At 51.0% G+C, this 21,976-nt stretch carries 18 protein-coding genes; 7 read left to right on the forward strand and 11 right to left on the reverse strand.

The annotated features are described in order from the left end of the window. Positions 1 to 42 precede the first annotated feature (42 nt). Positions 43 to 2,595, forward strand: a complete 2,553-nt coding sequence (locus EHW58_RS13515; RefSeq protein WP_152797008.1) for an EAL domain-containing protein — start codon at positions 43 to 45, stop codon at positions 2,593 to 2,595. Between the two features lie 85 nt (positions 2,596 to 2,680). Next, the gene (gene add, locus EHW58_RS13520) at positions 2,681 to 3,682 is read left to right on the forward strand and encodes an adenosine deaminase (RefSeq protein ID WP_077639133.1); all 1,002 of its coding nucleotides are present in this window, start codon (positions 2,681 to 2,683) and stop codon (positions 3,680 to 3,682) included. A gap of 69 nt (positions 3,683 to 3,751) precedes the next feature. Here the strand turns inward: add and hemN are convergent, their stop codons facing one another. The 5 genes from hemN to EHW58_RS13545 form a co-directional block, all read right to left on the reverse strand. After that, entirely contained in the window at positions 3,752 to 5,125 is a 1,374-nt protein-coding gene (hemN, locus tag EHW58_RS13525) for an oxygen-independent coproporphyrinogen III oxidase (RefSeq protein ID WP_046074450.1), read from the reverse strand. A gap of 200 nt (positions 5,126 to 5,325) precedes the next feature. Then, a complete protein-coding gene (locus EHW58_RS13530) occupies positions 5,326 to 5,820 on the reverse strand; it encodes a DUF2489 domain-containing protein (protein ID WP_370517864.1) in 495 nt (164 codons plus the stop codon). A 13-nt stretch (positions 5,821 to 5,833) separates the two neighbouring features. Further along, entirely contained in the window at positions 5,834 to 6,319 is a 486-nt protein-coding gene (gene yihI / locus EHW58_RS13535; RefSeq protein ID WP_152797011.1) for a Der GTPase-activating protein YihI, read from the reverse strand. Then, positions 6,316 to 6,957, reverse strand: a complete 642-nt coding sequence (locus tag EHW58_RS13540; RefSeq protein ID WP_077607199.1) for a class I SAM-dependent methyltransferase — start codon at positions 6,955 to 6,957, stop codon at positions 6,316 to 6,318. The genes yihI and EHW58_RS13540 overlap by 4 nt, the downstream gene beginning before the upstream one ends. A 669-nt stretch (positions 6,958 to 7,626) precedes the next feature. Next, complete coding sequence (locus EHW58_RS13545) at positions 7,627 to 8,244, reverse strand: cytochrome c (protein ID WP_046074454.1); 618 nt, start codon at positions 8,242 to 8,244, stop codon at positions 7,627 to 7,629. Positions 8,245 to 8,393: 149 nt separating this feature from the next. Between EHW58_RS13545 and yihA the strand changes: the two genes are divergently transcribed. Next, on the forward strand, positions 8,394 to 9,035 hold the full coding sequence (gene yihA, locus EHW58_RS13550; RefSeq protein WP_046074455.1) for a ribosome biogenesis GTP-binding protein YihA/YsxC: 642 nt from the start codon (positions 8,394 to 8,396) through the stop codon (positions 9,033 to 9,035). A 558-nt stretch (positions 9,036 to 9,593) separates the two neighbouring features. Here yihA and polA read toward each other — a convergent pair. Further along, positions 9,594 to 12,344, reverse strand: coding sequence for a DNA polymerase I (polA, locus tag EHW58_RS13555; protein ID WP_077639136.1), 2,751 nt, complete (start codon positions 12,342 to 12,344; stop codon positions 9,594 to 9,596). A 453-nt stretch (positions 12,345 to 12,797) separates the two neighbouring features. On the opposite strand from polA, the gene elbB reads away from it, so the two are divergent. Beyond that, positions 12,798 to 13,448 carry an isoprenoid biosynthesis glyoxalase ElbB gene (gene elbB / locus EHW58_RS13560; RefSeq protein ID WP_152797012.1) on the forward strand — a complete coding sequence of 217 codons (651 nt, stop codon included), beginning with the start codon at positions 12,798 to 12,800 and terminating at the stop codon, positions 13,446 to 13,448. Positions 13,449 to 14,007: 559 nt separating this feature from the next. Here the strand turns inward: elbB and EHW58_RS13565 are convergent. The 4 genes from EHW58_RS13565 to recQ all read right to left on the reverse strand — a co-directional run bounded on the left by EHW58_RS13565 (position 14,008) and on the right by recQ (position 17,388). Further along, positions 14,008 to 14,442 carry a GNAT family N-acetyltransferase gene (locus EHW58_RS13565; protein ID WP_077666762.1) on the reverse strand — a complete coding sequence of 145 codons (435 nt, stop codon included), beginning with the start codon at positions 14,440 to 14,442 and terminating at the stop codon, positions 14,008 to 14,010. Positions 14,443 to 14,503: 61 nt separating this feature from the next. Next, positions 14,504 to 15,172: a 7-cyano-7-deazaguanine/7-aminomethyl-7-deazaguanine transporter gene (locus EHW58_RS13570; RefSeq protein WP_046074459.1), complete on the reverse strand. Its 669-nt coding sequence runs from the start codon at positions 15,170 to 15,172 to the stop codon at positions 14,504 to 14,506. A gap of 112 nt (positions 15,173 to 15,284) precedes the next feature. After that, the gene (locus EHW58_RS13575) at positions 15,285 to 15,587 is read right to left on the reverse strand and encodes a DUF3630 family protein (protein WP_152797015.1); all 303 of its coding nucleotides are present in this window, start codon (positions 15,585 to 15,587) and stop codon (positions 15,285 to 15,287) included. Next, complete coding sequence (recQ, locus tag EHW58_RS13580; RefSeq protein WP_227486558.1) at positions 15,574 to 17,388, reverse strand: ATP-dependent DNA helicase RecQ; 1,815 nt, start codon at positions 17,386 to 17,388, stop codon at positions 15,574 to 15,576. The genes EHW58_RS13575 and recQ overlap by 14 nt, the downstream gene beginning before the upstream one ends. A 237-nt stretch (positions 17,389 to 17,625) precedes the next feature. Here recQ and rarD point away from each other — a divergent pair, with 237 nt between their 5' ends. Both rarD and EHW58_RS13590 read left to right on the forward strand, forming a co-directional pair. Next, positions 17,626 to 18,558, forward strand: coding sequence for an EamA family transporter RarD (gene rarD, locus EHW58_RS13585; protein WP_172970052.1), 933 nt, complete (start codon positions 17,626 to 17,628; stop codon positions 18,556 to 18,558). Continuing rightward, positions 18,555 to 19,199, forward strand: a complete 645-nt coding sequence (locus EHW58_RS13590; RefSeq protein ID WP_077668103.1) for a LysE family translocator — start codon at positions 18,555 to 18,557, stop codon at positions 19,197 to 19,199. The genes rarD and EHW58_RS13590 overlap by 4 nt, the downstream gene beginning before the upstream one ends. Positions 19,200 to 19,285: 86 nt before the next feature. Here EHW58_RS13590 and uvrD read toward each other — a convergent pair whose 3' ends face one another. Next, a complete protein-coding gene (gene uvrD, locus EHW58_RS13595) occupies positions 19,286 to 21,466 on the reverse strand; it encodes a DNA helicase II (RefSeq protein WP_069360776.1) in 2,181 nt (726 codons plus the stop codon). Positions 21,467 to 21,707: 241 nt separating this feature from the next. Here uvrD and EHW58_RS13600 point away from each other — a divergent pair, with 241 nt between their 5' ends. Beyond that, positions 21,708 to 21,968 (forward strand): DUF2282 domain-containing protein, encoded by a 261-nt coding sequence (locus EHW58_RS13600; RefSeq protein WP_046074463.1) that lies wholly within the window; start codon positions 21,708 to 21,710, stop codon positions 21,966 to 21,968. Positions 21,969 to 21,976: the final 8 nt, after the last annotated feature.

Raw genomic sequence — 21,976 nt, forward strand, 5'->3', positions numbered from 1 at the left:
CAATCATGTTGTTTTTTTTATAAGAGTAAAGTTGCTGTCCTGATGAGAAACTTACGCCCATTGTCGATACGCGCTGCCGTGATGCTCCCCGTGTTTCTCGTCCTAACACTCACGCTGGTCGTGATCATTATTACCATCAACAACCACTATCGCGCCAGCTCGCAATTTGTCGGCAAGTTATTGCTCGAAGACTACTCCGTCGGTATTGAGCGAGACTTGCGCCAGTATCTTGCTCACCCCTTTAATGCCAACATCTTTGTCGCCGACAGCCTAGCCGCCCGGCTTGGCGATGCGCCAATGACTGACGCAGGGCTGCGTGATTATCTTCTCAATAGCTACACCTCCCTCTACCAAGCCATGCCTTACATGCAGGTATTAAGCATTGGCGTCGATGCCGAGGGCGAATATTTCGGCTACCGTAAAAGCCAAGCAGGTCAGTATATTTTGATGGAGCAAAGTGACGCGACCCAGGGTACGCTGCGTATTTTTGATGGCCGCACGCCAAACGCTAACGTCATTTATCAAGACAACTACTACGATCCACGCATCCGACCATGGTACATTCCTGCTTTCAATCGCGAGCAGCCGCGCTGGACCGACATTTACCGTGATGCCGATGAGGTCGGCGAAGTCTCCTTATCGGCCATCGCCCCGGTGATGGTCGATGATAATGTGTGGGGCGTGGTCGCCAGCGACATCAAGCTCAATGCGTTTAATCGCTTCTTAAGTGAGCGTCAACAAAAACTTGGGGGGGCATTATTTATTGTCGACGATGAGGGTCGGATGATCGCCCACAGTGGCCAAGAGAGCCCCAGCAATATCTTGCATTTTCCCGATATTAGCCATAACCCAGTCCTCGACAATACGATTAGCCAGGTCGCAAATGCGTGGCCGCCCGACCCCAGCCGTTTAGGCAAGCCCTTTAATTTCGATATTGCCGATAAGGGCCATTTTTATGGCACCATTAAAAAAGTGGCAATGCCCGCTCCCTTTCAGCATCAATGGTATGTGGTGGTCGCACTGCCCGACCAGCTACTGTTAAAAAACCTTCTTAGCCAGCAAGAAATCAGTATTTATCTGGTGGTAACCATGGCACTGGTCGGGCTTGCGGTGGTGTATTTCATTATACGCCAACTGACTCGCCCATTGAGAGACACCGCTGAAGCGGCAGCCAAACTGGCATCCGGCAACTTGACTTACCGCATCAATACACCCGCAAGCCTGCGGGAAATCGCGATACTCAAAGAAGCGTTTAATAATATGTCGGTCAAATTGCAGCATTCTTTCAATGCGCTGCGTCAACAAGTCCGCCAAGATAACCTCACGCAACTCTATACGCGAGAAGGCTTGATTGAACAGGCCGCTGGCTTACGCTATCACGCTCCCAATACCTTGGTGATTTTGGGGATCAATGGCTTTCGTAATATTAATGACAGCCTGGGACAAGAAGGCGGGGACACGCTTTTATGCGCGATTGCCGATCGACTCAGCGCCCTCTCCGATGGCTCTGGGATGCTACTGGCACGCGTACGTGGCGATGAGTTCGCCGTTCTCGCGCCCAATACCACTAACCGAACGCAATCAGAGGCATTGGTCGATCAGTTATTGAGTTTATTTAAGCGCCCCGTCACCATTGGCAACGATGATGTCCTGGTCGACGCATGTGCGGGCGTAGTCTTTGGCTACACCTTTGGCGATGCCATCTATGAAGGCCTTGATCACGCTGGTCTCGCATTGAGTGAAGCCAAACGCAGTGAAACAGCGATGTACGTGTACTTTGAAGCCAATATGCAGGCACGGATTCAAGAGCAATCACGGCTTCTCCTCGAGCTTCATCACGCCGTTCAGCATCACCAGTTTGAGGTCTATTACCAACCCTTTGTCCGCTTGCTTGATGGCCGGTTCTGCGGCGCAGAAGCCTTGGTGCGCTGGCGCCACCCTACACGCGGTATGGTCTCCCCGGCTGAATTCATTCCCGTGGCGGAACAAAGTGGCTTGATTAATCAAATCGGCATGCAGGTACTTGAGCAAGCCGCCTATGACACCGTGGCGCAGATTCAAAAAGGCTTATGGCCAGCCAATTATCAGCTACACGTGAACTTATCCGCTCGTCAGCTACTGTCGGCTGACTTTATCGACAAACTGCAAAGCGTGCTGGATCGTACTCAACTGCCAGCGGATAATTTAACCTTGGAGATCACTGAGTCACAGCTGATGAGCCACGAACACTTGGCAACTTCAGGGTTAACCAAAATCCGTGCGCTGGGAATTAAAATTGCTATCGATGACTTTGGCACCGGCTATTCATCGCTGGCATACCTTCACCAAATGGCGTTTGATAGCCTTAAGATTGATCGCAGCTTCGTTCACTCGATGACTGAAAACAGCACCAACCAACGCATCATTGAAGCCGTGGTTGCCATGACACGTGGCATGGATGTACACCTAGTGGCCGAGGGGATAGAGACCCAGGAAGAAGCCGAGCGGCTGCGCGACATCGGTTGCCATTTTGCACAAGGTTTCTTGTTTGCCAAACCGCTGCCCCTCACCGAGCAACCAACAGAACGGGTAACGGACAAGCTCCCCACGCGATAGCTGTCACGCCATCGACACACTGACTACTGACGATGAGCAGGTCACTCGCTATACTGAGCCCCAACTCACCTGCTGGGAACCGATGATGATAAGAAAAGACTTACCCGTGACGGATTTACACCGCCACCTAGACGGCAATATTCGTATCGAAACCATTTTGGCATTAGGGCAAAAATTTGCGATGCCGCTGCCCGCCACTGATATCGAGTCATTGCGCCCACATGTGCAAGTGGTTGAGACCGAACCCGATTTGGTCGCGTTCCTGTCTAAGCTCGATTGGGGCGTGGCAGTATTAGGTGATTTAGATGCCGTTCGTCGCGTCGCCTACGAAAACGTAGAAGATGCCTTAAACGCTCAAATTGATTATGCCGAGTTGCGCTTTTCGCCCTACTACATGGCGCTGAAGCATCAGCTCCCCCTCGAAGGGGTGGTAGAAGCCGTGGTAGATGGTGTGCAGGCGGGTAGCCGCGACTTTGGCGTGAAAACCAACTTGATTGGTATCATGAGCCGTACTTTCGGCACGCAAGCATGTATGGCCGAGCTCGATGCGCTACTGACGCAAAAATCACACTTAGTCGCCATCGATCTGGCCGGAGATGAGCTGGGCCAACCAGGTGACCAATTCACCGAGCACTTTGCCAAAGTACGGGCCAGCGACCTGCAAGTCACCGTGCACGCTGGCGAAGCCGCTGGCGCCGCCAGTATGTGGCAGGCAATCAATGAGCTCGGCGCCACCCGAATCGGTCACGGGGTCAAGGCAATAGAGGACCCAGCGCTGATGGATTATTTGGCTAAACACCAGATAGGTATCGAAACTTGCCTGACGTCAAACATCCAAACCAGCACCATTGCCGATCTCGCACAACATCCTGTGCGTCAATTCCTCGACCATGGCATTTTGGCGTCCTTGAATACCGACGACCCAGCGGTAGAAGGCATTGAGCTGCCCTATGAGTATGAAGTGGCTGCCCCTGCCGCAGGCTTAACCCCTGCGCAAATCACCACATTGCAAGAAAATGGTCTTTCGATTGCTTTCTTGTCTGATAGCGAGAAATCCGCACTGACAGCCCACGCGGCAACACGCTAGGTCGCCGTAGAGCCTCTCCACGCGAGCCTCGCGCCGTAAAAAAACCGCCATTTGGCGGTTTTTTTTAGGCTAAATCACCCGCGAAAACTGTTGCTGACGCGCTCTATCTCGCAAATAAACATCAAAGCTCATACAGATATTGCGGATCAGCATACGGCCTGTTTTGGTCACCGTAATCGTTTGATCGGTCACTTGCACCAACTCGTCATCAATAAAGCACTGCAGTAACGCCAGATCTTCAGCAAAATACTGATCAAAATCTATCTGGTAACGTGTCGCAATGTCCGCTTTCTCTAAGGTGAAGTTACACATCAGCGCTTTTATGACATCACGACGAATGCGATCGTCCGGCTCAAGCATCACGCCTTTAAACAGTGCATGGCGTTCAGCATCCACTTGCTGATAATACGCTTTCATCTCTTTTTGGTTCTGCGCGTAACAATCACCAATCATCGAAATCGCCGATACGCCGAGTCCGAGCAAATCACAGTCACCTTGCGTGGTATAGCCTTGGAAGTTGCGATGTAAACGCCCTTCTCTCTGCGCCACCGCCAGCTCATCATCAGGCAGAGCAAAGTGATCCATCCCGATAAACTGATAGCCTGCCCCTGTTAACGTATTGATGGTGTCTTGCAACATGGTGAGCTTGGCGTCCGGAGACGGTAAATCCTCTTCTTTGATTTTGCGCTGCGCCGCGAACAAATTAGGCAAGTGCGCGTAATTAAACACTGAGAGTCGACCCGGACGCATCGTCAAAACTTGCGCTAAGGTTTTGGCAAACCCCTCTGGAGATTGGCTGGGCAAGCCATAAATCAAATCGAGGTTGGTGGAGCGGAAGCCCAGTTCACGGGCACGTTCAACCAAGGCGTGAATAAAGTCTTCATCTTGCTCGCGATTGACCAGCTGCTGCACTTTTTTATCAAAGTCTTGCACCCCGATACTGATGCGATTGAAACCTTCGCTCCGCAGGTGATCGAGCATATCGAGTGGAATTTCGCGCGGGTCGACTTCAATGCTGATTTCCGCATCGCGCTCAAAACCAAACTCTTGACGCAACAATCCCATTAAGCGGGAGATTTGCGCCTTGGTGAGAAAGGTGGGCGTGCCACCGCCCCAATGCAGCTGAGTCACTCGACGTGAACCCAGCAAGAAAGCACGCTGACGGATTTCGTGCTCAAGCGCATCTAGATACTCATCCGCCTTGTGTTGGTGCCGTGTCACCACTTTATTGCAGCCACAGTAATAACAAAGTTTATGGCAAAACGGGATATGCACATACAACGACAACGGGCGCTCAGGGTACTGACTACACGCCATATCAAATTCCGCGGGCGCAAACGCCTCATGAAATTCGAGTGCCGTCGGATACGACGTATAACGGGGCCCTGAATAGTTGTACTTATTGATAAGGGCTTGATCCCAAATGATTTGTGGTGATGACATGGCTTACATTCCGCAAAAGCGCTTAGGAAAGGAGTAACAGCGTCTAGTGTGCCACAGCCTTGAGTAAGGTGTTTAGCACTACCCGCACTGGTGTTGCGAAAGTGTCGGTGAGATCGATTTTCGCCCAATAATTATAAGGGTATTGAGGCAAAATGACAGAGGAAAGCAGCCACGATAGGCTGCATTCCAGACAGTCACACTTAGTGCGTGAGGATATGATCAGGGATGTGACGCGCGCCGGTGAAGGCGAGGATTTCCGCAAGCTCAACTTTTATCGCCTCTTCCAAACGCGCTTCATGTTTGGCTCGGTCTAAGTCGAGTCGCATGCGCTCATTCTTTTTCAATCCCTTCCTTGCCTCACCGCGAGGGGTATCTTTTACCGCCTCATACAGTTCAAACAAGGCCGGGTAGCTGCTATCAAACGCAACCCGTTTATCGCCTTGTAGATGATCCATGATCATGTAAAGACGGATCGCAGCCTCCGATAAATCGCATTGATTCTGTAGTGCGGCAAACGCAATCACATCAACACTCTCAATGATTTTGTCATTGCGTTGGATGATCGCTGCCTCTTTCATCTCGGCTTGCCACTTGGTTTGTCGCTTTAACTTCGCCAGCAATACGCCTGCGTAAACCGATAGCGCTAAAATAATGAGCGCCCCAAGTCCTGCCAATATCCAGATCCACTCCTGCACCGGTTACTCCTTGTTAATCGTCCTGTTGCTCAAATTTAGCCAGCAGGTCGTCGTCATCATCCAACTCGTTATCGTCGGCAAGCAGGCCCAGTTTCTCCATCAGCACCTCAATCCGATCCAACTTCTCATCCACATAAGCTTGTAAACCCGCCCCTAATTTCTCGCCATTTTCGATTCTATCCAACAACACGTTCAATTGTGGATCTTGCTCAAGCTTGGCTAGCTCTTGCTCTGGTGTGAGCTTGGGTTGCTTAGATTTTTCTGCATCCGTACCCAATGGGATCGGCTTTTTACTGCCTATGCGCGGGTCTTTTTTGCCACCGCTGCGACGCACTTGCTTGTTGTCTTCTTCTGAATGACGCGAGCCGGCTTTTTTGCCTTTACGCTTTTTTTGCTTTTTCAGCATTCGCGCAATGCGGTCTTGCTCGTTCTGATTCTTATCTACGTATTGCGCCGGGCCTTCCGATCCTACGCGGCGCGTTTTCTTTTTACGCGTCATGACTCTGGTTTCCTCATTAAAATTACGTCGTTGCCGATAAACGTCAGTTCCAACCCCGCTTGGTGAGCTAAAAACTGGAATGTATATCGGCTAAAAAAGCTGACATGCGTCAGATCATTCTTATAGTGCCAGCGTGAAAAAGCGTCTGGATCTTTAACCAGCTTGGTCATGATGCCCAAGTAACCCCCCGGCTTGAGCATCGACAACCACTGCTGCCATTGCACCTTTGGCCAATAGAAATGCTCGATGGCCTCCGTACAGGTAATAAAGTCATAATGTGCATCCAGTACGTCGGTTTGTGGCGCATAGAAGGGATCATAGCAGGCGACATCATGCCCTGCGTCTCGCAGCATACTGGCCAAGACAGGCCCAGGACCACAACCAAAATCTAATCCCTTTGCTGGCACCGATAAGCGGTCGAGTAAAGGGTTGATCACGCGCGATAAAAAACGCTGATAACCGTCATCCTCAGGGTGATTTTGGTGTAAGTCATAGATAGCTTTCTCATTTTCAGGCGCGAGCAATGCCTGGCGCTCAACAAACACCAACGCGCACGCCGCGCACTGAAGGTACGCTCTGCGTTTGTCGGTATGATAAAGATGGGTTGTTGTGTGCTCACATAAAGGGCAATGCTGCATATCATTCATCTATGCCAAAAGCTGGCGCGAATGTAGCAGAAAGTGGGTCAATAAAAAAGCGACAGGCATAAAGCCTGTCGCGTATCGCGCTTGCGATAATAAGCGGATAGTGTCCGTCCTGGTACCTTGTTCATCCCTGACTCATGGCGCTTGGCGCCTTAGTATCAACGTCCTGTTATCGTGGGTCGCATACCTGCGTGTCAGTCGCTTCCTGCGTCCTTGTCGTTCGACACCCACCACACATCCTGTGTCACGTCGTCCTTGTGCGCCTACCTTGGCAACATCCACATCCTGTGGTCAGACCGTCCTGGTGCTCATGTGCCTTGCTTGGCTCAATCACTTGTCCTTAAGACCAACGTCCTGTTGATAGTGGTAGCATATCGCAATGAGCGCGACTGCCTAGAATGCCAGCCATAAAACATTGAATCAGGAAACAAGACACAGAGGTAACTGACTGATTTTAAATGAACATAAAATATGTCTTTCAAAAAATGACGTGTTTTTCTTGCAAGAGAATAGCCAATCTCTTACGCAGAAGGTCGCCGTTGTCGCTATCAGTGATGTGCTGACAAAATGCGTGCCAAGCGTCATAGACTGTCGCATAAATGGAAGAGATAAAAAAAACGGTGGCGTACATTACGCCACCGTTTTCGTTGGACAGCTCGGTTATTAGTGGAGCCCGCCTAAGTAGTTAGACAGTGCATCAATTTCCTTGTCCGTCAGTTTCGCCGCAACCGAGCGCATCATTTTGTTCATATCATTATGACGCTCTCCGGCACGGAACATTTTCAACTGACTGGCTAGATACTTCGCAGGCTGGCCAGAAATTTTCGGGAAACCAGAAGAAGGGGTGCCATTCCCGCGAGGACCATGACAGGCTGTACAGGCTGCAATACCGCGCTCCGGATCGCCCGCCATGTAGAGCTGACGGCCTACTTCGATGGCCGTTTCGGGCGTGGTGCCAGGCTTGGGTGTTAAGGTTGCATAGTAAGCCGCTAAGTCTGCCATGTCCTGCTCAGAGAGCGGTGCCACCATACCAGCCATCACAGCGTTATAACGCCCCTGCTCACCGCCGCTTTGCGCGCCGAGCTTAAATTCTTTCAGTTGTTTCTCTAGATAGTTGGCGTGCTGACCCGCCAAGTTTGGGTAATCAGGCAAAACACTGTTACCGTCAGCACCGTGACAGGCGACACAGGTATTGGATTTTGCTTTGCCCGCTTCAGCATCTCCTTGGGCCCAGACTGAAGTGCTGGCGAGGAGAGTCAATATTAGCGCTAATTTCTTCATGACATTCCGTTTATAATTATCAAGCTTCCAGTACCACTACTTAGTTACCGTCATGGTACAATTACCGATCAAAAACCGAGCACGGTTATTTTACACAAATTCACACAAAAGTAATCAGTCTACTACACCAAGACGAGACGGAGTTAACAGTGGAGCAATCACTTAATTACCGTAACACCCAGTTTGTTACCAGCGCACCCGACATTCGCCATCTTCCTGATAATACGGGGATAGAGATTGCGTTTGCTGGCCGTTCCAACGCCGGTAAGTCTAGCTCCCTTAACCGTCTTTGTGACCAAAAGAGCCTAGCAAAGACCAGTAAGACACCCGGGCGCACACAATTAATTAACCTCTTTAAAGTGGACGAAGGGTGTCACATTGTCGACCTACCTGGTTATGGTTATGCCCAAGTCCCGTTGGAAATGAAAGAGAAGTGGCAGCGTTCACTGGGGGAATATTTACAAAAACGTGATCAACTTGGCGGATTAGTGGTCTTGATGGATATTCGTCATCCGATGAAAGACTTGGATCAGCAACTGATTTACTGGGCGGTTGAATCTCACTTACCGGTGTTAGTGCTACTGACCAAAGCCGACAAATTGAAATCAGGGGCACGTAAGCAGCAACTGATGAAAATCCGCGAAGCGTCACTGGCCTTTTGCGGGGATGTTGAGGTCGAGTTGTACTCATCGCTCAAAGGGATGGGCGTCGACAAATTGCGCCGTAAACTAGACGCTTGGTATCAACAAACACCCCCGGTGATCGCAGACGACCCACAGCCAACCGATTAACCCTCTTGGACGGGTAGGGCCCACCTGTCGCTTACGCAGATAAAAAAAAGCCGACCCTCAATACGAGAGTCGGCGAATCTTTGTGCGTAAGCGAGCTCAATCAGCCCCCATAGACACATAAAGAACAAGAAGCTGTGCGCATTATAACCAAGCCTCCAGCCATAATTAAAGTAATTACTCTAATTTTTTTGAAAAGAATGGGATGATGCGAATCAGCAAAACACAAAAAAGGCAGTGGCAGGGTCGACTCATCGCGTTGACGATTAGCCAATAAAAAAAGCCCCAGTCAGTATCCTGACTGGGGCTGCTGAATCAGCCAAATCCAATAACGTGAAACAAAAGGTCTGAAAGATAGAACATCTTACCTCTGTACCCTACGTTGTTAACTGTATATCAATCACTCAGTATTGAAAAGTATCTTACGTAATTTTTTTTCATAAAAATAAGGCGGTTTAGAGTAAAAACGCCAAAGATCAGGTGGATAGTGACCAAAAAAAAGCCGATAAAAATATCGGCTTTCGGTATAAAACGACAGAAAGGTCAATAAAAACCCTGAACTTAGTGGGCTTCTCCCCAGTTATCTCCGAAACCGGCTTCGGCAATCAAAGGGACATCCAAGTCAGCCGCTGATGCCATCAATTTCCGTACTTGGCTTTCAACTTTGGACATTGATGACGTTTTGACTTCCAACACCAGTTCATCGTGAACTTGCATCACTAGGCGAGCATCATCCGCCGCATTGGCTTGAATCCATTGATCAACCAGTATCATCGCACGCTTGATAATATCGGCGGCGGTTCCTTGCATCGGCGCATTGATTGCCGCGCGCTCTGCCCCTTTACGACGCATGCCATTACGCGATTTAATTTCTGGCAAATAGAGGCGACGACCAAAAATGGTTTCCACATAGCCTTTTTCCGCTGCTTGTTCACGGGTGCGGTCCATGTAGGCCTTCACGCCTGGATAACGCTCAAAGTAAGTATCCATATAGCTTTGTGCTTCATGGCGACCAATCCCTAATTGACGAGATAAGCCAAAGGCACTCATGCCATAAATCAGGCCAAAGTTGATTGCTTTGGCGCGGCGACGCTGTTCACTGGTGACTTCATCGAGGCTTACCCCCATCACTTCCGCTGCGGTGGCGGCGTGAATATCTTTGCCCTCACGGAAGGCTTCTAGCAAGGCTTTATCACCGGATAAGTGCGCCATAATCCGCAATTCGATTTGCGAGTAATCGACCGCCAAAATGGTGTGATCCGGTTCCGCGGTGAAGGCTTCTCGAATACGGCGACCCTGTTCGTTACGAATAGGGATATTTTGTAAGTTCGGATCGGTGGACGATAAGCGCCCTGTTGCAGTAACGGCTTGATGATACGAGGTATGCACGCGGCCGGTTTGCGCATTGATCATGCGCGGCAACTTGTCCGTATACGTCGATTTGAGTTTTGCCAACCCACGGTATTCCAGAATCCGCGCTGGCAGCGGGTAATCGAGAGAGAGCTCTTGCAGCACTTCTTCATTGGTTGAGGGGCTGCCTGATGGGGTTTTCTTTACCACCGGCAGGCCCATTTTCTCAAACAAAATCGCTTGTAGTTGCTTGGGCGAGCTTAAGTTGAACTCCTCACCAGCAATCTCAAACGCTTCACGCTCAAGCTCAATCAAGCGAGTATGTAGCGCCTCTGATTGGGTCGCCAGCTTGTCTTTGTCGATTAGCACACCATGACGTTCCATACGCGACAACACGCTGACTAACGGCATCTCATAGCACTCAAAAATGGTTTTCAGTTTCTCGTCACTGGTGACTTTACCAATCAGGTATTGGTGCAAACGCAACGTAATATCGGCATCTTCCGCCGCATAAGGTGCCGCTTGCTCAAGAGGAATTTGATTAAAGGTCAGTTGTTTCTTGCCTTTCCCCGCTATCTCTTCAAAGCTGATGCAGGTGTGCTGCAAGTAGCGCTCAGCGAGGCTGTCCATGTCATGGCGTCCCGCCACACTGTTATAGACGTACGACTCGAGCATGGTGTCATAGGCAATCCCTTTTAAGGTGATCCCGTGACGCGCAAACACACTGGCATCATATTTCAGATTCTGGCCAACTTTCGCCGCTGAAGGGTCTTCCAACCAAGGGCGTAACACCTCCAGCACTTCATCCAGCGATAACTGCGCGGGCGCTTCCAGATAATCATGAGCCACGGGTACATAGGCCGCTTCACCTGGCGCGACGGCAAATGAAATCCCAACCAGATTGGCTTCCATATAGTTGAGACTATCGGTTTCGGTATCGACCGCCACCACCTCAGCATCACGAATTTTCTTCAGCCAAGTGTCTAGTGCGTCCCGCGTTAATAGCGTTTGGTAGCCACTACGGTCAATCGTGGCCGCTTGCGAGATAGGTTCATCAGACACCACTTCTTCCGGCGCATCACCTTCATCCAGCTCTTTGAGCCAGCGGCGGAATTGCAAATCACGATACATGGTCACCAAGGTGTCATTATCAGGCGCTTGCTTGACCAGCTGTTCAGGGGTGAAATCGAGCGCTACATCCAATTTAATCGTAGCGAGTTGATATGACAGGTAAGCGGCTTCTCGATGCTCAGTCAATTTCTTCGCCATGCTTTTGGCACCGCGGAAGCTGAGCTCAGCAATCTTATCAAGGTTGGCGTAAATATCGTCCAAGCCACCTAGATTGGCAATCAACGCGGTCGCGGTTTTATCGCCCACACCCGGTACGCCAGGAATATTATCGACTTTGTCGCCCATCAGAGCCAGATAATCAATAATATGCTCAGGGCCGAAACCATACTTCTCACGCACCGCCTCAGGATCCATCACCACATTAGTCATGGTGTTGATTAAGGTGACATGCTCATCCACCAACTGCGCCATGTCTTTATCACCCGTACTGATAAGCACCGGCATCCCCGCTTTCGAGGCTTGAGTAGCGAGCGTGCCGATAACATCGTCGGCTTCCACGCCCTCTACCGCCAGTAAAGGCAAGCCCATCGCGTTGATAATCTTGTGCAAAGGTTCAATTTGCCCGCGTAGATCCTCTGGCATCGGTGGACGGTTGGCTTTGTACTGCTCGTACATGTCGTCACGGAACGTCTTCCCTTTGGCATCAAAAATCACCGCCACATGCGAATGCGGGTACTGTCGCAACAGGCTGCGCAGCATATTCACCACCCCAAACACCGCGCCAGTGGGTTCGCCTTGGCTATTAGTGAGATTGGGAGACGCATGGTATGCCCGGTAAAGATACGAAGAGCCATCCACAAGGATTAACGGATTGTCGGGAAGAGTTGCCATATCAGAATCTTGATCGCCAGTTAAACACGTTAGCCGTTAAGCATGCCACGAGTCTCGACCCCTGTTAACCATGGTTTTTCCCACAAGGTCGCCAATCTGTGGATAACTTTGTTGGTAATTATTTTATAGGATTTTGATTTTGTCTAAACAAGCATGAAAAATGGATTTTTTATTAAATAAAAACATCAACTTAAATAAAAAACCAGGATCTAGATCTTGATCGAAAAAGGATCCTGTGGTGTGGAAAAAGAAATCGCTATCGGTGTCAAAGGTTGCAGAGAAAGTCATCACAAACTGCGGAGATAATCACCAATTTATCTTGCGATCTTGACTACTATTTCGCATAAGCCCTTGGCCAATGCGACACTGTCAAACGCCATTAAGCGTAGACGATGCTTTATGCATTGCCCACTCTGATTGCAATATTGTAAATGCCGATACAAGGAGAGCGTCATGAAAAAGGTTGCTGTGATCTTATCTGGCTGCGGCGTGTTTGACGGTGCCGAGATCCAAGAAACTGTGTTATCCCTACTTGCCCTTGAGCAAAACGATGCCCAATGGCAGTGCTTTGCGCCAGATATCGATCAGCACCATGTCATTAACCATCGTACTGGCGAGGCGATGAGCGAAACGCGTAATGTGCTCACTGAAGCCAGCCGCATTGTACGTGGAGATATTCTTCCGCTGACCGATCTGAACGCCGATGACTTCGACGCCTTACTGGTTCCCGGGGGCTTTGGGGCAGCGAAAAACTTGTCGGATTTTGCCTACAATGGCGATCCGGTTCAGGTGCACCAAGATATGTTTGCGGTGTGTCAGGCCTTTGCCCGTTCCGAGAAGCCTGCTGGCTATATGTGTATTGCCCCTATTATGATCCCGCAGATCTACCCGAAAGGCGTCAAAGGCACCATTGGTAATAAGCCCGATATCGCCGCCGCCTTTAATCGTATGGGCGGTGAACATATAGAGTGTCCGGTATCGGATTATGTGTTAGACCAACGTCACCATCTGCTTTCCACCCCCGCCTATATGCTCGCGACATCCGTCACTGGTGCGGCCGTTGGCATCAATCGTATGGTAAAAAAATTGGTTGAGCTCGCCTAAGCCACGCTCATCCACAAAGAGACAAAGAAGAGAAAAGAAAAAAGCGACGCCGAGATGGGCGTCGCTATAACAAGTGAGCGCAAAATCAAAGCTGTCTTAGTAACAGTTTGCTGGCCCCAATACACTGGAAGCAATGTGAGCAATGTCGTGCCTTCAGCGCTGAGCATGTGGGCTTGGCCCTGAAGACAAGTTAACAATAACCATTCTCATTACCGTTTTCAACACTTAATTGAGAATATTTTTCATTTGTTGATCTTGTGCGCAGACTCTCTCATTGTCATCAAACTGTCATTGCACCCACAGCCATCACACCAACAACCCGGGTTCGAAAAGCCCTTGCCCAGAAAAGAAAAAAGCGACACCCCGAGAGGTGTCGCCTAGCAAAAATAGGCTAACTTAATCACTGTCTGATAAGCGCCCCGCTAATACACTGGAAGCAATGTGAGCAATGTCGTGCCTTCAGGGTTAAGCATGTGGGCTTGCCCTGAGTGCAAGTTAATAATAACCATTCTCATTATCGTTCATCAAGAAGAAAATGCGATTATTTTGCATTCACTGCTCAATTATTGATCTGCTTCTCAAAATAAAGGCGATAGTCAGCAGGCTGACCCTTTTCCTCCAACGCCACAATCTGATAACCATGACAAACCAGCATACAAACCATCGCGGTAAAGCGGTTGCGTGATTTAACCGCAAGCGTTTGATAACCCGACTCATCAACCCACGCTTCTTGAGCCTTGAGTAGCGCTTTCGCCACCCCTTTGCCACGGGCCGCTTTGGTCACTCCGCCGAGCCAGCTATAAAACTGGGTCTCACTGGTGGCATAGCCTATTTTCGCCCCCACAGGCTCACCGTGTAGATATCCCACCAATACCAATGCCGTGCGTCCGGCTAATCGCGCGTGGCATTGCTCCAAGGATACACCCGCATCCAACTCGGGCACGCTGTTAAGCACCGTTACCGCCTCCTCTAAGTGCCCAGCACGAATTTCCATCTCACCTCCCCGCATTGATGTAAAAAAAGAGCCGCGATGCGACTCTTTATTCTGCTACTAATTAGGACGTTTGCTGTACCGTCGCCGATGGCGTCACCTGTGTGATTCTTCGAATAATCAAGTTGAGTAACACTCCATACATAGGAATAAACAGCCCCAAGCTAATAATCAGCTTAAAGGCATAGTCTACCAAGGCAATTTCAACCCAATGCTCGGCCATAAAAGCATCCTGGCTTTGGTAAAACGCAATCGCAAAGAACGCGAGCGTGTCTGACGCATTACCAAACAAGGTAGAACAACTCGGCGCGACCCACCATTGGCGTTGCTGGCGTAACCGGTTAAACACATGAATATCTAAGATCTGGCCGAGCAGATAAGCCATAAAGCTGGCAATCGCAATTCGCGCAACGGTGAGATTAAACGTACCCAGCTGTTCCATGCCTTGATAGCTGCCTTGGTAAAACAAGACGGATAATACGTAAGAAATCAGCAGCGAAGGTACCATGACCAGCAAGATAATACGGCGTGCCAATGCTGGACCATAGATCCTGACCGTTAAATCCGTCGCCAAGAAAATAAACGGAAAGGTAAACGCTCCCCACGTGGTATGAAACCCCCATACCGTAAAGGGTATCTGCACCAAGTAGTTGCTGGAGGCAATGATCAGTAAATGAAAAATCACGAGGTAGCCCAGCGCTTTACGCTGCTGAGCAAGAGAAAAGTGGCTCATAGTGCACCTTTTTGTTATTGGGGGCGAGGGAACCCAAAAAACTTAGCTACCTGTCTGCAGGTAGCGCGAGGTGGCGAATTATACAGCAATCAATCGACGGTGCCAGTGCAATTTAGAGAGGCGGATGACGCGTCCACCAGCGATGTAAAAACGCAATCACCTCATCGCCGTCGCTGTCCAACGGCTCCAACCACACGCTCTGGGTATAATGCGCCGCTTTGAGCATTAGCCGAGTGCCTTCAAAATCAATCAGCCAGGTCATCATGTCCGCGTCTTGTTGCCGCTCAAGCACAGAGGCTGCGAGGGTGTCTAACAATGGCTGACAGACTTCTTTAGCATTATCCGCATCAAGCTGCGGCTGATAAAACGCCAAGGCGCCGTCGGACGCCATCAGTTGCCAGTTACTCGGCGCCATAACCAAATTCACTTACACTAAGATGATCATCAATTAAGTCCAAAAACGCATCGCCGAATTTTTCTAGCTTGCGCTGCCCCACGCCACTCACCGCCAGGAGCTCTGCTTGAGATGACGGCAGCATCTCGGCCATTTCCATCAAACTGGCATCGTTAAATACCACGTAAGGCGGAATATCTTCTTCGTCAGCAATGGCTTTCCGTAACTTACGCAGCTTGGCAAACAGTTTTTTATCGTAATGGCGCTGGCTCAGCTTGTTGGCTTTGGTGCGAGGGCTGAGGCCAATACGCGGCACCGCCAGCTCGAGGGCAATCTCGCTGCGCAGCAATGGTCGCGCTTGTTCGGTCAACTGCAGCACCGAACTACGGGCAATGTTTTGCACCAGATAACCGCGGTGGATCAATTGGCGAATAATACTCACCCAGTATTCATGGCTCCACTCTCGCCCGATGCCATAGGTAGAGAGCTTGTCGTGACCATGATCTTTAATGCGCTGATTTTGCATCCCGCGCAACACTTCCACCACATATCCAACCCCGAAGCTTTGGTTAACACGGTACACGCACGACAGCGCTTTTTGTGCTTGTTCGGTGCCATCAAAATGGGTGGGTGGGTCGAGACAAATATCACAGTTGCCACAAGGGGTTTGGCGATTCTCGCCAAAGTAGTTTAGGAGCACTAAACGGCGACAGGTTTGCGCTTCAGCAAACGCGCCCATCGCGGTCAGTTTATGACTTTCGACCTGCTTTTGGGGCCCATCCGGCTTTTCTTCCAAGCAGCGATGGAGCCATCCCATGTCGGAGGGGTCATACAACAACACCGCTTCAGCCGGTAATCCATCTCGCCCTGCTCGGCCGGTTTCTTGGTAGTAAGATTCAATATTGCGCGGCACATCATAGTGCACCACAAAGCGGACATTGGGCTTATTGATCCCCATCCCAAATGCCACGGTCGCCACCACAATGTTGACATCGTCACGTTGAAACGCCTCTTGCACAGAGCCGCGCGCCTCAGTGCTCATTCCCGCATGGTAGGCAGCGGCGAGCATATTGTTATCACACAGTTTTTGAGTGACCTGCTCAACCCGCTTGCGACTATTACAATAAACAATCCCAGACTGACCACGCAGGCCAGTCAGAAACTGCACCAATTGCGCCAAGGGCTTGTGCTTTTCCAGCAAGGTGTAGCGAATGTTAGGGCGGTCAAAGCTACCCAGATGCACCAAGGGATCGTGCAGAGCAAGGCGGGATAAAATATCCTCGCGCGTGGTGGCATCGGCGGTGGCTGTCAGCGCCATCACAGGCACATCAGGAAAGTGCTGTTTGAGCTGGCCTAAAGAGGCATATTCGCGGCGAAAGTCATGGCCCCATTGGGAAATACAGTGCGCTTCGTCGACCGCAATCAACGCCAGTTGCCACTCGGTTAAGCGATGGATAAAGTCGCGCCCTAACGCGCGCTCAGGCGACACATAGAGTAGCTTCACCTCCCCCTGATTTAACGTGCGCAAGGTGTCCGCTTGCGCCTCAGGCGTCATCGCTGAGTTTAAACACGCCGCGGCAACACCATTGGCATTAAGCTGGTCAACCTGATCTTTCATCAATGAAATCAAAGGTGAAATCACCACGGTCAAGCCAGTGCGCACCAACGCAGGGATCTGATAGCACAGTGATTTCCCGCCCCCGGTCGGCATAATCACCAAGGCGTCACGCCCCGCAATCGCCGCATCAATCACCGCTTGCTGACCCTCGCGGAACTGGTGATAACCAAACACCGCTTTGAGTACCTGATGGGCAGGACTCATGGCAGGATCAGCGGTAGCGACGTCAGTCGCGGTTGACGCATCGGCATGGGCGGGGGTGGCGGACATAATCAAGCTCATTACTCAAACTGGCGCTCATTCTACCGACACCCCGTAAGCGATGAAACCCTGAGCACAGAGAAAGGTGCTTGCGCCCGCCCTTACAACTTGTTACATCTAGGCAACATGCACACGTTGGTGTTCATCCCTGACCGACACTTATAACGAGACTGCGCTGTGATTCCTGATCCAAAACGTACACGTCAAGGCGTGTTATTGGCCCTTGCGGCCTATATTATGTGGGGTATCGCCCCCATGTACTTTAAAACGGTCAACCATATTCCGGCGCCGGAAATTTTAGCGCACCGGGTATTGTGGTCGTTTGTTTTTTTGGCATTACTGCTTTTTTTCACCCGTCGTTTTTATCAGCTCAAGCCGATTGTCCGCGCGCCGAAAAAGCTGTTGATGTTGATGCTCACCTCTTGCTTTATTGGCTGTAATTGGCTGATTTTTATCTGGGCGATTGTCAATAACCGCATGCTAGATGCCAGCCTTGGCTACTACATTAATCCACTGGTGAACGTAGCGCTGGGGATGATCTTTCTTGGTGAGCGTTTCCGCCGTCTACAGTGGCTTGCGGCTGCGCTGGCGTTGGTAGGGGTATTGGTACAACTGATCACCTTTGGTTCACTGCCTTGGATTGCGTTGGTGCTGGCCACCAGTTTTGCGATTTACGGCTTACTGCGCAAAAAAATCAATCTCCCTGCGGTGCCGGGTTTGTTTGTGGAGACCTGCACACTCTTGCCCGTTGCGCTGATTTATCTGTGGCAGTTTGCCGATACACCCAGCGCCAACCTGCTCGATAATCCCATCAACCTGAATATGCTACTGGCCGCTGCCGGTTTGATCACGACGGTGCCTTTACTGTGCTTTACCGGCGCCGCCACCCGCTTACCCTTGACGGTATTGGGCTTTTTCCAATATATCGGCCCCAGCTTAATGTTTTTACTTGCCGTCGGCTTGTATGACGAACCCTTTACCCCAGATAAAGCCACCACCTTTGCCTTTATTTGGGCCGCCTTGGCGATATTTAGCTTTGATGCCTATCGAGCTAAGCGCCAGCAAGAAGCCAAGATAGAGACCACTCCTTTGTCAGCAGGAAAATCAGGATGAATGAGTTCGCTATTCTCGCCACGCTGGCGGGGGTGCATATGGTTGCGCTGCTCAGCCCCGGGCCCGACTTTGCCTTGGTGCTCCAAAATGCGACCCGTTATGGCCGTGCCACTGGCTTAGCGATCGCACTAGGGTTATCGCTCAGTATTTTGGCGCACACAATACTGAGCATTACCGGCATCAGCCTGTTGGTGCATCAGCACCCACAACTGTTTATGTGGGTGCAGGTGGCCGGGGGCAGTGTGCTGATGTATTTAGGCCTTAGCGCCATTAAAGGCTTGCTCGCCGCCACCACAGCACCGGCGCAAACCGCCAATGATGCGCCTGCGGTACGCGGCCAAAAACAGGCCTTTTGGAAAGGGGTGCTGACCAACCTTTTTAACCCTAAAGCCTTGGTGTTTTTTATTTCGTTGATGAGTACCTTGGTGCCGGCGAGCATGTCTGCCAGCGGCAAAGCCATGGCCGTGGCGGTCGTGTTCCTACTCTCATTAGGCTGGTTTTCTTCGCTTGCCTGGCTGCTATCAGGCAGTCGCGTACAGCAAGTGCTCACCAAAGTCGCCCCGGTTATCGATGGCCTGTGTGCGTTGTTGTTTTTGCTGCTAGGTGGCGCGGTCGTTTGGCAAGCTGGCGTGTTCGGCTAACACCGCGGCCGAAAAGCGCAGGTGATTGGATAAATACCAACACGCCCAGCCGAGGCTGGGCGTTTTTTGGCGTTAACCGGTCGAGCTTAAAGCGCTTCCAGTTTGGCGTACTGAGTCACCAACCACTTAATCCCTTCCCCATTAAAGGCAACTTGCACGCGGCTTTGTCCGCCACTGCCTTCAAAGTTGATGATGGTGCCTTCACCAAATTTAGGGTGTTGAACCCGCTGACCCAAACTAAACCCGGTTTGGTTAAAGTTCTCCTGAGTCTGCGTTTTGGAAAAACGACCACCGCTTGCGGCAGGGCGTGAGACATTGGCACGCATCCGCACTTCTTCCAAGCAGGCCTCGGGCAGCTCACGAATAAAGCGCGAGATCTTATGGAACATGTCTTTGCCGTACACACGGCGCATTTCTGCGTAGGTCAGATAGAGCTTTTCCATCGCTCGCGTCATGCCGACATAGCAAAGGCGACGCTCTTCTTCTAAGCGGCCCGCTTCTTCGGCTGACATCTGGCTGGGGAACATACCCTCTTCCACCCCGACCATAAAGACTAAGGGGAATTCGAGGCCTTTGGCACTGTGTAAGGTCATCAATTGGACCGCATCATCAAACTCGTCCGCTTGGCCTTCACCGGCCTCAAGGGCGGCGTGGGCCAAGAACGCCGACAGCGGTGTCATCCCTTCCGCTTCCGCCTCTTCAGGAGGCGTAAATTGGCGCGTAGCCGTCACCAACTCTTCCAAGTTATCGACACGCGCTTGCGCTTTTTCACCTTTTTCTTGCTCGTACATGGCGCGCAAGCCGGAGTGACGGATCACCGCATCGGTTTGTTGATACAGTGCCATGTCACGAGTGTCATCTTCTAGCGCATTGACCAGCTCGATAAACCGGCCCAGCGCATTGGCTGCGCGTCCTGCCAGTGCTTTTTCTGCCAAGATTTGCTCGGCCGTGTGCCATAAGGTTTGGCCACGATCGCGCGCCGCGCCACGAAGCGTCTCAAGGGTGCGATCACCAATCCCCCGAGTGGGCGTGTTTACCACCCGCTCAAACGCCGCATCGTCATTGCGATTCGCCATCAAACGTAAATAGGCCAGCGCATCTTTGATTTCCTGACGTTCGAAAAAGCGCATGCCGCCGTAGATACGATAAGGGAGACCGGCTTGAATTAAGGCTTCTTCCAGCACCCGAGATTGGGCGTTGTTGCGGTATAAAATCGCGCTGTCGGTGAGCGCGCCGCCTTCGTCTTGCCAGGTTTTGATTTTCCCGACCACAAAACGCGCTTCATCCAGCTCATTAAAACCGGCATACACAGAGATGGGCTCACCCTCTTTGCCCTCGGTCCACAGGCTTTTGCCCATCCGGTCGGCATTGTTTTCAATCAGGGTGTTCGCCGCTTGCAAAATCGTACTGGTTGAGCGGTAGTTTTGCTCCAAACGAATGGTCTGCGGGGTGGTGAAATCATCCAGAAAACGCTGAATATTTTCGACTTTCGCGCCACGCCAACCGTAAATGGATTGGTCGTCGTCCCCCACAATCATCACATGCGCCTGTTGGCCCGCCATCATGCGCAACCAAGCATATTGGATGTTGTTGGTATCTTGGAACTCATCCACCAAAATGTGCTGGAAACGCGCTTGGTAGTGTTCGCGGATCACCGCTTTATCGCGCAATAACTCTAACGTTCGCAGCAAGATCTCGGCAAAATCCACCAAACCGGCGCGATCACAGGCTTCTTGATAAGCCTGATAAATCCGCAGCCAAGTACTTTCAACCGGATCATGGCGGGTATCAATGTGCTTGGGGCGCAAGCCTTCATCTTTTTTGCCATTGATGTACCAACTCGCTTGCTTGGCGGGCCAGTGTTTTTCATCCAAGTTTTGCGCTTTAATTAACCGACGTAGCAAACGCTGCTGATCGTCTGAATCAAGAATTTGGAAGTCTTGTGGCAGGTTGGCGTCCAAATAGTGGGCACGGAGAATACGATGGCAAATGCCGTGGAAGGTGCCACACCACATGCCAGAGGCGGTGCCTTGCATCAATTGCTCGATACGGCCGCGCATTTCCGCTGCCGCTTTGTTGGTGAAGGTGACCGCCATCACCGAGAACGGCGATGCCTCTTCGACCCGCATCAGCCAAGCCATACGATGAACCAGCACCCGGGTTTTACCACTGCCAGCACCTGCCAACACCAAATGGTTGCCGAGCGGCGCGGCCACGGCTTCACGCTGTTTGTCGTTGAGTCCGTCAAGAAGAGTTGATACGTCCATCGCCACCTGCCATTTTACTGGGTATTTATACACTGGTTAGCGATTATACCAGCTCGCCACTAAATTGCGCGCCCGATCCCGACGCAACTTTTTTAAACAATAATTCAGCAGGTTAGCCACCAGCACGCAAAAAATCGCTTAAGTGGTGAAAGATTGCGCAGTGTTTTCCTATCTTGGTTTATATGCCCACCACCAATCAGTGGGCTGATAACACCAACACGGAACAAGAAGAGGAAGCATGATGAAACATACTAACCTAGCGGTTGCCGCCGCTGTCACAGGATTGCTGGCCGTAGGCGCGACCACACTCACTAGCGCACCGGCCCATGCGGCAGAAAAAGAAAAATGCTATGGCGTCGCCAAAGCCGGACAAAATGACTGCGCCACCAACACTAGCTCCTGCGCGGGCACCTCCACCGAAGACGGCCAAAAAGATGCGTTTGTGATGGTACCAAAAGGCTTGTGCGATCGCTTAGCCGGCGGCAGTACCTCGTCATCGTGATATGGCGC

This window comes from Salinivibrio sp. VYel1, assembly GCF_009377945.1.
GTDB lineage: Bacteria > Pseudomonadota > Gammaproteobacteria > Enterobacterales > Vibrionaceae > Salinivibrio > Salinivibrio siamensis.

Excerpts from the sequence above, each read along its gene's own strand:
- EHW58_RS13515 (WP_152797008.1), top strand. The coding sequence starts at position 43 with ATGAGAAACTTACGCCCATTGTCGATACGCGCTGCCGTGATGCTCCCC.
- add (WP_077639133.1), top strand. The coding sequence starts at position 2,681 with ATGATAAGAAAAGACTTACCCGTGACGGATTTACACCGCCACCTAGAC.
- hemN (WP_046074450.1), bottom strand. The coding sequence starts at position 5,125 with ATGTCATCACCACAAATCATTTGGGATCAAGCCCTTATCAATAAGTAC.
- yihI (WP_152797011.1), bottom strand. The coding sequence starts at position 6,319 with ATGACGCGTAAAAAGAAAACGCGCCGCGTAGGATCGGAAGGCCCGGCG.
- EHW58_RS13540 (WP_077607199.1), bottom strand. The coding sequence starts at position 6,957 with ATGCAGCATTGCCCTTTATGTGAGCACACAACAACCCATCTTTATCAT.
- EHW58_RS13545 (WP_046074454.1), bottom strand. The coding sequence starts at position 8,244 with ATGAAGAAATTAGCGCTAATATTGACTCTCCTCGCCAGCACTTCAGTC.
- polA (WP_077639136.1), bottom strand. The coding sequence starts at position 12,344 with ATGGCAACTCTTCCCGACAATCCGTTAATCCTTGTGGATGGCTCTTCG.
- elbB (WP_152797012.1), top strand. The coding sequence starts at position 12,798 with ATGAAAAAGGTTGCTGTGATCTTATCTGGCTGCGGCGTGTTTGACGGT.
- EHW58_RS13565 (WP_077666762.1), bottom strand. The coding sequence starts at position 14,442 with ATGGAAATTCGTGCTGGGCACTTAGAGGAGGCGGTAACGGTGCTTAAC.
- EHW58_RS13570 (WP_046074459.1), bottom strand. The coding sequence starts at position 15,172 with ATGAGCCACTTTTCTCTTGCTCAGCAGCGTAAAGCGCTGGGCTACCTC.
- EHW58_RS13575 (WP_152797015.1), bottom strand. The coding sequence starts at position 15,587 with ATGGCGCCGAGTAACTGGCAACTGATGGCGTCCGACGGCGCCTTGGCG.
- recQ (WP_227486558.1), bottom strand. The coding sequence starts at position 17,388 with ATGAGTCCTGCCCATCAGGTACTCAAAGCGGTGTTTGGTTATCACCAG.
- EHW58_RS13590 (WP_077668103.1), top strand. The coding sequence starts at position 18,555 with ATGAATGAGTTCGCTATTCTCGCCACGCTGGCGGGGGTGCATATGGTT.
- uvrD (WP_069360776.1), bottom strand. The coding sequence starts at position 21,466 with ATGGACGTATCAACTCTTCTTGACGGACTCAACGACAAACAGCGTGAA.
- EHW58_RS13600 (WP_046074463.1), top strand. The coding sequence starts at position 21,708 with ATGAAACATACTAACCTAGCGGTTGCCGCCGCTGTCACAGGATTGCTG.